7 protein-coding genes and 1 pseudogene are annotated in these 13,527 nt (G+C 45.6%); 2 read left to right on the top strand and 6 right to left on the bottom strand.

The genetic code is table 11. From position 1 onward, the window contains the following. From OEM52_09525 to OEM52_09510, 4 genes are all read right to left on the bottom strand, one after another. The coding region (locus tag OEM52_09525) for a PAS domain S-box protein (GenBank protein MDK9700370.1) at positions 1-524 on the bottom strand (524 nt) is incomplete at its 3' end. A gap of 336 nt (positions 525-860) precedes the next feature. Next, complete coding sequence (locus OEM52_09520) at positions 861-971, bottom strand: transposase (GenBank protein ID MDK9700369.1); 111 nt, start codon at positions 969-971, stop codon at positions 861-863. A 41-nt stretch (positions 972-1,012) separates the two neighbouring features. Continuing rightward, positions 1,013-1,375 (bottom strand): transposase, encoded by a 363-nt coding sequence (locus OEM52_09515; protein MDK9700368.1) that lies wholly within the window; start codon positions 1,373-1,375, stop codon positions 1,013-1,015. Beyond that, entirely contained in the window at positions 1,335-1,517 is a 183-nt protein-coding gene (locus OEM52_09510) for a hypothetical protein (protein MDK9700367.1), read from the bottom strand. Before OEM52_09510 ends, OEM52_09515 begins: the two co-directional genes overlap by 41 nt. A 506-nt stretch (positions 1,518-2,023) precedes the next feature. Here OEM52_09510 and OEM52_09505 point away from each other — a divergent pair. Both OEM52_09505 and OEM52_09500 read left to right on the top strand, forming a co-directional pair. Further along, positions 2,024-2,521, top strand: a complete 498-nt coding sequence (locus OEM52_09505; protein ID MDK9700366.1) for a hypothetical protein — start codon at positions 2,024-2,026, stop codon at positions 2,519-2,521. Between the two features lie 140 nt (positions 2,522-2,661). After that, positions 2,662-10,581 carry a hypothetical protein gene (locus OEM52_09500; protein MDK9700365.1) on the top strand — a complete coding sequence of 2,640 codons (7,920 nt, stop codon included), beginning with the start codon at positions 2,662-2,664 and terminating at the stop codon, positions 10,579-10,581. Between the two features lie 76 nt (positions 10,582-10,657). Here OEM52_09500 and OEM52_09495 read toward each other — a convergent pair. After that, positions 10,658-10,951: pseudogene (locus tag OEM52_09495) on the bottom strand (recombinase family protein). 363 nt (positions 10,952-11,314) lie between these two features. Beyond that, entirely contained in the window at positions 11,315-13,432 is a 2,118-nt protein-coding gene (locus tag OEM52_09490) for a YCF48-related protein (protein MDK9700364.1), read from the bottom strand. Positions 13,433-13,527 lie beyond the last annotated feature (95 nt).

Here is a 13,527-nt window from a genome sequence, read left to right as displayed (position 1 = left end):
CCCAATATTTCGTCAGCGGCGGGGTTTGCCCCCATGAAAACAAGTCGGTTTCCAGCTTGCAATTCATAATGGTGCGAACCGAATGGAAAATTACAGATGATGTTTTGAATTTCTTGCTCGGTAAGCTGATGTTTTTCTTTGTGAATTTTGCTCACCGACATTTCGAAAATAAAATATAGGAATCGTCCGTCTGGTAACTTTTTTACGTTTAACTCGACATGTTTTGACAATCCATCTTTTCGAAGTATCTTCTTTTCCACAAAATCCAATTTCGTTGATAGTAACTCATCGAAAACATGTTTCATCGACTCAATTTCGTCTTTAACAAACACGTCGAAAATCGATAACTGAAGTAACTCAGTGCGATCATAACCAAGCATTTTACAACACGACGGATTAACGTCGATAAACATATTAGTTGAATCTGTGATCGCGATACCTTCTAATGCATTCTCGAAAATTACACTATAAGTGTAATCGGTATCGCTTGCTTCTCCACTTACTGAAATAGTTTTTGGGCTCATTCGTTACGTCCGTCCTTTTTCTCTTATCATCTCAATCTCACTTCCGCAAATTTTCATCAATAGCGAATCAGCAATCAGACAGTGGGCTGAAGTTCCTGTCCCAACGGAATGAGATTGCTTCGTCGCGCTAAGCGCTTTCTCGCAATGACATGGTCGAGCAACCCGGATGGTTGTTCCCGCATCAGAAGGTAACCGTTTCGAAATAGCGAGTCCAAGTGTATGTATACCCTTGCTATGTATTGTTACCTATTTGTGGTCTTCTCTTCACTCTTTTTGTAACGGAATGGATCGTTTAGGTATTTTCCACAACTGATCGAACGCCCAAGCTACCCAGTCTCACTGTATGGTGTACTTTTGGGTGTGCCGATTGTTGAAGTAGTGTTTTGTGAGATAGAGCCAGAGCCGCTCTATTGGATTCAGGTCGGGTGAGTAGGTTGGCAGATACATCGATATGTTGTGGTGCCATTTCAGCGTGTTCACCTATGCCATCATGCGATATCCAGCACCAGTAATGTGTTTTCGCCTTTTATCTCGTTCGCGAGCTCGTCGAGAAAGACCAGAAACACATCGCTGTCGACTTCCGGTACCTGCAATGCGATCAACCGCCCCGATTGTGGCTGAACGGCACCGATTCTATTTTCCTGCCGATGGCTTCCGTTGGTTAGAATCGTTATCCGTTTCCCCTTATGCACCCATCGTTTGCGGGGTCGGTGGTCGGCTGAGATGCCCGTTTCGTCGCCGAACCAGACCGTCAGTTCGGGATCAGACAGTTTCCGCAGAATCGCTTTCCGAAAGACTTGGCAGGCAGCTTCATTCTGCTGATAGGGTTGGTTGGGTGGCTTTCCGCACAAAACCCTGTTTGCGGAAGAGTCGGGTTAACGTCGAATAGCCGCATTCCAACTGGATTTGTTCGTGCAGGATGCCGGGTAGTTTGATAATCGTCCAGTGTGTCTCGCCATACTCTTCGGGACGGCAGAGGATATCGCAAACCAACGGCGCAAAACATCCAGAGCTTTCGGAGGTGCACCAGAGGGCAGAGCTTTGGTTTTCAGACGATTGATACCATCGCGATTCCAGTTGGAAATCCAACGTAGCAGGGAACGCAAAGAGACCGAAAGATTCTTGATTACCTGCGCAACAGGAACGCCTAATAACAGCATTTTGATCGAGTAGAACCGCTTCTGTTCCGCGTGAACTGATGCACAGCTAATCGCATCGTCAATCTCGGCAAAACTGCCGTTTCAGGGTTAGGAGAAAAGCTACATCGAGAATGGAATGAAACCGGGGAGTGATTTCCAATCACATATTCGACCCAATCACTTAGTTAAGGCATTTCTGAAAAGGCAATTTGATTTTGATTTGTATTATTCTGCTTGGTACATTGAAGATAGTTTTAAGGTAGACTTACGACGTTTGGAATAGAATCAGGGAATGGGAGACCTGTCTCGCCCTGACTATTCCTTTTTGATCTTTCACAACTACTGATAACAGGAGTGAATATGAATCGGTTAAAATTATTAACCGCAGTATTGTTAATCCTGGTAGCTCATCATTCTTTTGCGACTCCATTGACTGGTTCAAGGACCATCGGTGGCACCAGCCCCAATTACACAACCTTTGCTGCAGCAATCAGCGATCTTAGTGCGAATGGAGTGGGAACAGGTGGTGTGACTTTTAATATTCGTAGCGGTGTTTATCCTGAGTATGTCGAAATTTCATCGATAGCTGGTGCTTCTTCCTCCAACCCCATTACTTTCCGAAAAGAATCTGGTACAGTAACTGTCCAATCCTCTACCCAGACCTCGTTAATCAAACTGAATGGCTGTGACTTTGTGACTTTCGATGGTGTGAGTGTAAACGACACGAGTACCAGCACTTCGGTCGAGATTACGGATATCTTGTCGTTGCATCTTCGGCAACTGATGGTGCGAGTTCCAATAACATTAAGAATGCGACTATCTCACTCAATCGCAATCACCCCGGCAGCAAAGGAGTAGCCATCCTCTCGACGTCAGCTACTTCGAGTGCCGGAGCTTGCAACAATATTCACTTACTGAATCTAAAAATCACGGACAGTCAAATCGGAGTATGGATTCAAAGCAGTAATTTCCGGGGTACCGGTAATGAAATTGGTAGTTTGACATCGAGTCTTTCGGATACGAATCGCTTCGTCATTGGTAGTGGTTCGACTGATGATATTCAATCCAGTACAGAAGCTTACGGAATATATGCAGCCAATCAGACAAACCTTAGTATCCATGACATCGATATCAATAAAATTACGATAACCGGCAGTCAAACCGCTGCTGGAATAATGCTTAGTTCAGTAATTTCGAACGCTTCCATTTACAATAACAGGATTTTCAACATCCGCCGGAACAATACCGGTCCGTCAGGAGTCGGAAATATCTATGGCATTTACTCAATCGCTGATGCTGGTTCTTCGATAAGTATCTACAACAATTTCATCTGGGGTATGAAGGATAATGGTACAGCAACAGCCACGGAAAGTACTGTAAGAGAGGCGTGTATCTTTGCCGCCAATGCCGCAGATTACTCAATTTACAATAACACCGCTCTCATCAACCAAGCCCAACAAAGCAATCCAGCTCTTACTTCCTCTGCTGCGGTACAAATTGCAACCACTGGAAACGTAACTCTCCAGAATAATATTCTTTTTAATCGTACGACTTCCCAGACGGGTTTTGCGAAACACTACTGTATCGATCTGGAAACCGTTGGTACTTTTGTTACCTCAAATAACTTATTCTACTTCCCATACTCCAGTAATGGTGCCATTGGATTTTATGACGGTTCTGACTATGTGACTTTGTCATCATGGCAAACCGCAACCGGACAAGATGCCAATTCACTTTCGACCAATCCATTACTGGTAAGCGACAGCATTAATATCGATCTGCATGAAACACTGAATTCACCGGGTCGCGGCAGGGGTACAGGTTATACATCGGTCGACATCGAGGGAACCACGAGAAATGCATTAGCGACTGATATTGGTGCCGATGAAATGACTGCACCGTGGACACCGGTTCTTTCATACCCCAGTGATGGAAGTTCAGATATCTCCACTACTCCGACTTTACGATGGCTTACAGGAATGCGCACAGGCAACTTCGATTTGTATTTCTCCACGAACCTGACTAATGTGAACTCTCTTAATTCTGCTGTTAGAGTATTATCTGCCGTTTATGATACCGTGTATACTCCTCCTGTCCATCTGCAGGGTGATAGTCAGTATTATTGGAGATTGGTCGCGAGAAACGAGCAAACAAACGATACAACGTCCAGTCCAGTATGGTCATTTCATACCATTGTTACAGCTCCTGATACTGCAATATTGGTAAGCCCGGTAAATGGAGCAGTCGATCAAAGTATCAATGTCCCGATGTACTGGCAATATGGTGCGAACACGAACAATGCCGATGTATATCTTTCCAACAATCTTCCTCTGGTAAACTCACTGAATACAAGCGCACGAGTGATGTATGCGACGACCGCGACTTCTCGAACAACAAACAGTTTTGCCTACAACACTCAATACTTTTGGCGGATAAAAACACGAAATTCCGTAACCGGGGACACGACTGTTGGTCCGGTATGGACGTTTACAACCCGAGCCGCTACTCTTCCCGATACGGTTGTTTTGCTTACGCCAATCAATGGTGCGACGAACGTTGCTGTGAATACCAGCTTGCGGTGGCAAGTGGGTAACAATACTTCCAATGTTGACGTTTATTGTTCGACGACTCAAACGGATGTGTCTTCGTTGAATGCTTCAGCACGTATCGTGAGCGCAATACAGGATACGATGTGTACTCCCCCGACGTTGCTGGCAGGTAATTCGCTGTATTTTTGGCGAGTCGTTGCTAGAAACACCACTTCGGGAGAAACAACTCCCAGTGCGATTTGGTCATTTACGACACAGGTAACGATTCCCGATACGGTAGTAATGGTCTCACCGGCAAATGGAACGACGAATCTCGCGGTCACGACTCCGTTGCGATGGCGGAATGGGACGAATACAAATAATGTCGATGTATATTTATCAACTTCACAGACGAATGTATCAAATCTTAATATCGCCGCACGGGTGGCAAATGCTGTCACTGATACTTTCTATACTCCTACTTCGATACTCTCAGGTAATGCAACTTATCATTGGCGGATAGTTGCTCGGAATAGTTTAACCGGTGAGACAGTGAATGGTCCAATCTGGTCATTCACTACTCAAGTAACGATACCCGATACTGCAATTTTAGTTAATCCACCAGATGGTGGTACTCGTCTGAATCGGGCACTAAGAATTCGCTGGCGATATGGCGCCAATACCAGCAATGCCGATGTCTATTTCTCCGCAATTCAATCCTATGTTACTGGAATGAACCCTGGTAGTAGAATACTTTCGGCGACAACGGATACAATTTACACTGGGGCTGATTCACTTGATCCATTGGTGTGGTATTACTGGCGGGTGGTCACGCGCAATGTTGTTACCGGAGAGACTGTACCAAGCCCTGTCTGGTCGTTCCAATGTCCGCTCATTTTACCGGATACCGCAATCTTTGTGTCACCGGCTGATTTGGCAACCGGTGTCTTGCGAAACTCAGCGATTCAGTGGCGTACTGGCGCAAATACGGTCAATTGCGATGTCTACTTTTCGGGTAGTTTGGATTCGATCTCAACACATAATATCGGTGTCAGAGTTTTATCGGCAACTACGGATACTACTTATGATCCACCGGGTGATCTTGCCTGGGGGAAGGTTTATTTTTGGGTAGTCGCAACTCGGTGCTGGAACGGTCAAATGGTGTGGAGCCCAATATGGCGATTCACGACCGAAAGCCAAGCACCAGCAACGGCAAATTATATCTATCCGTTAAACGCTTTCCCAGGAATCCCGGTTGATACCGCAATCGTTTGGTCATACGGTATTCGGACGACCAATGCTGATGTTTATTTTTCTTCCAACCAAACCGCAGTTAATTCAATGAATTCCAGCGCTCGCGTGCTCTCGGCGACTACGACCACATCCTATCATTTTCCCGATAGCACCCGGTATTATACCGATTATTATTGGCGAGTTGTTACGCGCTATACCGCGACGAACGAAATTACCGTGGGACCGGTCTATACTTTCCGAACGAAGAGCAGTCCTCCGGTTCCTGCTACCAATGTTTTTCCATTAAACAACCAACCGGCGGTTCCGCTCAACGATACATTGATATGGCAGAATGGTGGTGCGAATCTGTATTCCGATCTGTATCTATCTACCAACGAAACCAGTGTCTATGGGTTTACGATGGCAGCATGCGTATTAACCCATTCCACTGCTACTTCGTTTGTTCCACCGGGCGGCTTAGCGATCAATTCGATATACTTCTGGCGAATCATATCGACAAATGCCGATGGCGATACCTGTTCAAGTCCGGTTTGGCGATTTAACACGAACCTTTCTGAATTAAATGAATCGTTCACCGGATTGCAATTTCCTCCCGCCGGGTGGTCAAGTACAAGCGAATTTAATTCAAGCTGCACTCGTGATACTGTGGGTAATGGCGATTTCGGTTCCGCTTTGTTTCATGGTACAACGACTTTAACAACATCGAACATCTCTACCGTTGGTATGACCGGTCTGACTCTATCTTTTGATATAAATACTAGCTCGCGCGATGTCCGTGATTACTTTTTTGTATACTATGTTGGGACAAGTTCTGTTCCTTTATGCCGTTGGCAAGATGGAACTATTTTTACCAACGGGCAATGGGAAACAGTCCGAGTATCATTACCCGTCGAAGCATTAAACCAGCCATCGCTCCATATCTTGTTTTCAGGCCAGATCTTATCGGCAGATCTAAATCTCGACAACGTCCATCTCTTTCAACCCCTCTTTCCCAGTATACCAGTGTGTTTGGCACCAGTGGATTCTGCTATCAATGTTCCTACGACACAAACATTGCAATGGCGAGGGGGCGTAAATGCCGATAATTTCGATCTATATCTCTCAACGAATGACTCTACTGTTTCCAATCTCGCACCAACAGCACGAGTATTAAGCTCGACCACCGATACCGTTTACATTCCACCTGCCCCTTTGTCTACGGGCGTCATTTACTATTGGCGAGTCGTTGCGAGAAATGCCGGGACAAACACAACGACCGCTAGTCCGGTGCGACGATTCCAGATTTCCCGTCCAATCCCAATTCTCGAAGATTTTTGGAGTACGACTTTCCCCCCGCATGAATTCACAGTAGTACCCGGAAGCCACGGTTCGACATGGCGCCGTGACGATTTCATCGTCGACCATCCCACTGCTGCGATTATCCTTGGCAACTTACCCGTGTATTTAGGACAACATAATTACCTCTGGACGCCAATCTTGTCGGCATCAAGTTTCCAAACGATAAAAATCGAGTTCGATTATTCATATAATTACAGCCACGCGAACAATTACGACACGTTGGCTGTGTTAATCCGGAACGGATTTGCCGCCGACGAACATCTCCTGCTGCGCCTTGCAAGCAATACTTCCCCTACGCTACTGACGCCCGGTTACGGATGGCTACATGCAGCGTTTAGTGTCCCGATTAGTGTTTATAACAGGGATGCATTTCAGATCGCGCTGCGGACTACCGATGCCTATAGCGGGGGAACAACACTTTACATCGACAACATCCAGGTTTCCGGATCGGCAATACCAGACACAGCGATTTACATCACCCCACCGAATCAATCGACCAACCAGCGTCGGAACACACAGTTACAATGGCGAACCGGTGCCAACACCAGTAATGTTGATGTGTATTTGTCGCCGTCGTCCGCCGCCGTCGCCAATCTTGCGGATTCAGTCAGAGTGGTTACCGCGTCGAATGATTCGAATTATACACCTGCGTCGGTTTTACAAAGTGGTATAACTTACTATTGGCGCGTTGTTGCCCGTAACTCGGTAACAAACGAAACGACACTGGGACCGGTTTGGTCGTTTACCGTTGCTCCGAGTTCGCTGATTCGACCCAACAGCAACTTGGTATACCGAATTGGTGAAACCGATTCAATTCTCTGGCACCCAATTACCTTTACCGGTAATGTGTGTATTCAATTGAACCGCAACTACCCGTCGGAGGGCTGGAGTACATTGTTTGCCTCGCAACCGAATACCGGTTCGGTGAATTGGCTGGTTACGGGAACGGGTTCTTCTTACAACAGTCGAATTCGAATATTTCAAGTAAGCGACACTACTTTCTGCGATACTTCGGAAAGCAATTTTAGTATCGTTACACCGGGTGGGGCTAACACCACCTCAGTTTCCAGTGATTTGACGAGTCAGATATTCATAACGAATCCACTTCCGAGTGTTCCGGTTTCACCCTTCACGATGGAATTCTGGGTGAAAACTTCGACGATTAGTTCAGATATTCAATATCTACTTTATTCTGGGGGCAATACTCAAAACGCTGGCATCTTCGTACAGAACGGTTGTTTGTCGTCCATTGTGCAAGGAGTTGCTTATGGACATACCGGCATCCAAATCAGTGACAACGTCTGGCATTTTATCGCTGCCTCCTACTCGTCGAACAACTACCGTGTGTACTTGGATGGCAGATTAGTCAGCATGCTCACGAGTTCCAACCCATACACCAATACAATTAACCTCGGTTCCGCTCAAGCTGCAGGATATAGTTTTACGGGCGGTAATATTGATGAATTCCGGATTTGGAATGTCGCAAAAAACGATACCGAAATCCGTGTTGATATGAGGACGACATCGACCGGATATGAATCCAATTTAGTCGGATACTGGCGATTCAACGAGGGTTCCGGTAGTACGTGTGCCAGTGAACTTCGAACCGGAACAAATGCGCAGTTGAGTAGTACTGCTTGGGATACTACCATTCCTGCAAACGGCTTGCCAATGGTCGTGAGCCCGGTCGACTCGGGAATCGGGATACCAGCAAGCAATCGAACTTTCTGTTGGACTTCGGTACCGGGAATCAACAATTATCAAATCAGGATCGATACCATCGTACCGCCGCGTTTAACTTACTCGGCAACAACCTCGGATACAGTGTATACGCTACCGGAAGCGTTAACGGCAGGGCGCCGCTATTACTGGCAGGTAAATCCACAGGTAAGAGGTTGCTACACGGCTGGGTATATTTGGACATACACTTCACAACTTTATCCCGATGCTGCGCTAATGATTTCACCAGCGGATAGTGCAACAAGAGTACCGGTAAATCCAATACTACGATGGCGCACCGGCGACCAAACGGACTTTGTCGATATTTACCTCTCGCAGAACATGGGTGACGTCACTGGTTTGAATGCATCGGTTCGGGTGGGTACTGCCATCTCCGACACAACGTTCACTCCGGGAACGACGTTAGCAATCGGCACTCGATATTACTGGTGTGTAGTTGCCCGTAATTCTTCGGGACTTAGTACTACCGGATTCATCCGTACTTTTATGACAACATCCGAAGTTATGCTTCGTCCGAACGGTGGGGAATCGTTCCGAATTGGTACGACCGATACTTTACGATGGACTGTCGGGGATACCACGGCATTGCTTTGTGTCCAATTGAACCGAAACTATCCAATTGACGCGTGGGAAACATTGTTTGCATCGGTTCCCAACACGGGAGCCTTGCCTTGGCTTGTTTCCGGTACGGCATCGAATCAAGCTCGTATTCGGTTTTATCATCTTGCCGATACCTCGGCGCAATGGCTATCTGATAACAATTTCGCGATAATCGATCCCAATGCTCCGAACCGGTCTTCCCTCTCATTCAGCCGGACGAACGGCAGCGATGCTTTCGTGGCTAGTCCGCTTCCAGCCTATACTTTCAACTACACGATTGAGTTCTGGTTTAAGACAAACTATGTTGCCGCTTCTACGGATTACCTGATGAGTTACGGTTTGAGTTCCGGTATGGGATCAGGGGACATGAATTTGCTCATCAATAATGGAATCATGAGTTGCGTCGGAGCAAACACTGGTTTTTCATTCAGTACGGTTAATGTTGCCGACAACCGGTGGCATTTCGTAGCAGTAACACAACAAGGAACAGACCTGAAAATCTACCTCGATGATTTGCTACTGGTGTCGTCGTTTGCTGTGATGTCTCATGGGAGTACACTTCACATCGGTAGTTCCGGGAACCCCGGTTCCTCATTTACTGGAGCAATTGATGAGTTCCGAATTTGGAGCTATACCCGTGCCGCCAATCTTATTGCTTCCGATCGGCGCTCGCTCCCGGCGGGTAATGAAGCGGGATTGGTCGGTTACTGGCGGTTCAATGAGAACAATGGTAATACCGCATTTAGCGAGTTGCGAACCGGATCAGCGTTACAATTGACAAATACAAACTGGAATGCGAACTATCCCATGATTGGCGTTCCGGACAATCTTTCACCGGCAAATGGCAGCATCGTCGAAACGTTGCGACCAACTATAAACTGGTTGGGGGTTTCCGGTGCGACCGGTTACAATGTGCTTCTTGGGTTGACCAATCCACCCACAACGATTGTGTCGAGTAATCAACCGGGATTGTCGTATACACCAATCGCTGCGCTCAATCAAGACACCACGTACTATTGGCAGATTGTTGCAACCGACAGCAGCAATACTTTCGCCGGACCGGTGTGGAGCTTCAGCACGGTTTCATCGACACCTCCATCAGCCCCGGAACAACTACATATCACCTATTCAAGTAACAACGCAACACTAAATTGGCAGGCAGGGACAGGAACAATTACCGGTTACCGAATCTATCGCAGCGATTCAATTGGGTACTTCATTCCACCGGCAAGTGGTACACTAATTGCGACGGTACCGGCAACTGAGACGAGTTATGTTGATTTCGGGGTAACGGGAAACAAGTATTACCAGGTCACTGCAATAAACGGCGGGAGTTCTTCGGCCGATGGGATTACAGAACAATCAAGAAATCAGTTTCCAATAGAACAAAAGGCGAAGCTCAATCGACAGGAAAACACAAACATCGACTCCCCGAAACGACGGAAGGAACTGAAATGAGAATCCTCTCTTGCATCTTAATCAGATGAAAATGTAGCGGTCATGCATTTGACTGAGCCATCTTAGTTATGGCTTCCTGAACTCGAAGCGCTTCCTCAGGATTGACGACCAGCTTTCGGTTTTGTGGATGGATATCGTAACCAAGCACTGGAATGCCGCCAATCCACTTTCCTTTTTTGCAGGCAGCACTCATTTTAGCGTGGGTGCGCTCGGAAATAATCTCCCGCTCGAGTTGTGCGAAAGAGAGCAACATGTTGAGGGTCAGTCGTCTCATCGAATGAGTCGTGTTGAACTGCTGAGTAACAGAGACAAAAGAAATGTGCTGACGTTCGAGAATCTCCATGTTTCGAGCAAAGTCCATCAGGGAGCGATATCTTTTTTTGCACAGCAGCAATCTTCCCGGAATCGCTTGCTACGCTTGGATTACATGGTTCTTGGTATTGGTGTTCAGAGATTGATTGTTGATGAGAATTCGGGTAGCGTAAACGCGAGAATGCAGAGGCTAAAATGCAGGCGATCTCATCGAATCGCTCAGTGGGAGACATGTCGTCAGGATGTACAGAGTAATGCATCAGAGTTCCAGAACGTAACCAAGTAAACCGGAAACCACCGGACTCGTAGGAGCCCTGAAAGTGATTCCCCCTACTTGTTACATACCGGAAAAAGAGGAAAAGTGTGCAAAACCCCGAGAAATGGTTTCCTCGGGGTACATAATGTCTTCAATACCTTTAGATTACTTCAGTAAAACGATCTTCTGCGTTTGAACGAACTCACCTGCTCGCATGCGAACAAAGTACGTTCCCGTTGAGGAGTCTTTTCCATCTAATGTAAAGCGATATGTACCTGGTGCCTGTCTCTCGTTTAATACAAGAGATTTCACTTCACGTCCGTTTAAGTCGTATAGTTTCAGTTCGATGTCACTCGTTTTCGGAAGTGAAAAAGAAATCGTTGTAGAGGAGTTGAATGGGTTGGGATAAATGGGTTTTAATAAAAATTGTTGAGGAGTGCCAGAATATGTATCATCCTTTATCCAAAGTGAATTGGAATATCTCAATACAATCCCACCACTACTCGTAGCAAACCCAGAATTCTGATTAATCATTGAAATTGAATTGATATTACCAGATGTTCCGCAAGATTGACGTAACCAAGATAGCCCTCTATCAGTTGTTTTTAGAATTACCCCAAGGTCACCGCCAATCACACAAGTGTTACTGTCAACTACGGAAATGCAATTCAAATTCGCAGTTACTCCACTTGTTTGAAACACCCAATTTGCGCCTCTGTTTGGTGTGTACAAAACTAATCCACTATCACCAACAATCCAGCCATTATTCTGATCAGAGAAGCTAACAGCTTTGAGATTAGACTGAGTATAAATTGTCTGTCTACTCCAATTGGCACCACTATTCACTGTTTGTAAAACTGTACCGGATGAACCAACAACCCACCCGGTGGAATTGCTTGTAAAATAAATTCCATTAAGTGAATTAGTAACACCACTATTTTGTATCGTCCACCCTCCTGCCATGGCACGACGTATCGTTCCTTGATTACCGATTGCCCATGCATTGTTAGCATCCATTGCAAATATATCTAGGAAATGACTATTAGTACCACTAGTTTGAATGTTCCAACTTCCACCACCGTTAGATGAGTAAAGTATAGTACCAGAGTTACCCACAATCCAGCCATTAGAGGAACTATAGAATGAAACACTGTTTAAGCGCAAATTCACATTGCTTGTTTGCTGCGACCAAGACACCCCATTGTTGGTGCTACGATGAATAGAACCTGAATCACCAACGACACAAATATCATTTGTAGAAGTTGACACAATTCTCTTAAGTTCAGAGCGTGTTAGCCGAGAACAAATTGGCCATTCAACACTCGATAGAATTGATAAATTACTATTTGTGGTATCTCCGATTAATAGACTATCATTTGATATTACCCGTATCCTCACATTTGATGAAGGAGGTGCGCTTGGAGTCCAACTTACACACCCAGAATTTGTCAGATTTGAATAAAGTGACTCCCAGTTTCCGATTGGATAGTTTCTGTTGAGTTCAACATTTACGGTACCCATAACACCAGATGATGTCCATTTAATAGAATCTTCAGTACCTATACAGAATGTCTCAAATCCATTTGGGTACTGCAAGCTGATCACTGGTGGGACATCAGTACTCCAAGTACCTCCAGAAATAGTTCCACTAGAACCACCCGGAACACTATTGGAAATGACAGATCCCGTTCCTTCATTAAGCTTCCAATATCCTACTAAACCAGTCTCTGGTAATGAAAACACAGTATTAATATTGGCTCTGATTTGATCACCTGATCGAGCATAATTCCAAACTCGAATATCGGAATACAAAGTTAGCTGTGAATTTCCATAGGGGGAGTTAATTGTATGTGTACTCCCAGTAGTATTAACAGTAAAACCGGGATAAGTGTAGATTAGCAATCCATCTAGATAACATCTCAGCGTGTCATTTCTTAGCGTTGCCGCCATGTGGTGCCATACATTGTTGGTAACAGATACACCGGTGATCGCATCGTCGTAAAACCGGCTAAGTCCAAAAGTTCCTTGATTTTGATCCCAAAAACAAAAGTGTTGATGCGCAGACCGAGTTCCATAACCGAGACTCCAGCCAGATCCAGTAGTTTTGAGTTTAAACTCAATAGTCCGCGAAGCACTCCCTAATGGAGCGCCGGAATTTGGAATCGATGCACTTCCCCCAGAAAAGGAGAGTGAGTATGTTTGTGCGAATACCTGGGTACTCATTGCTGCAACTATAATAAGAACCAGCGATACGAAGTGTAAAGGGCGAAAATACGAAGCCATTTCAAACTCCTCTGAGTATTGGTAATTCTCAGATTACAAGAGGTGCTCCCTCCCCAAAAAAAAAATACGCAATACATAAAATGAATAGAATTTCT

This window comes from bacterium, assembly GCA_030247525.1.
GTDB lineage: Bacteria > Electryoneota > JAOADG01 > JAOADG01 > JAOADG01 > JAOTSC01.
The sequence above is the reverse complement of the archived record's forward strand: the minus strand, read 5'-3'. Positions and strand labels throughout refer to the sequence as shown.

Bases quoted from the DNA above. Each gene is read 5' to 3' on its own strand.
- OEM52_09520 (MDK9700369.1), bottom strand. From the start codon at position 971: ATGTATCTGCCAACCTACTCACCCGACCTGAATCCAATAGAGCGGCTC.
- OEM52_09505 (MDK9700366.1), top strand. From the start codon at position 2,024: ATGAATCGGTTAAAATTATTAACCGCAGTATTGTTAATCCTGGTAGCT.
- OEM52_09490 (MDK9700364.1), bottom strand. From the start codon at position 13,432: ATGGCTTCGTATTTTCGCCCTTTACACTTCGTATCGCTGGTTCTTATT.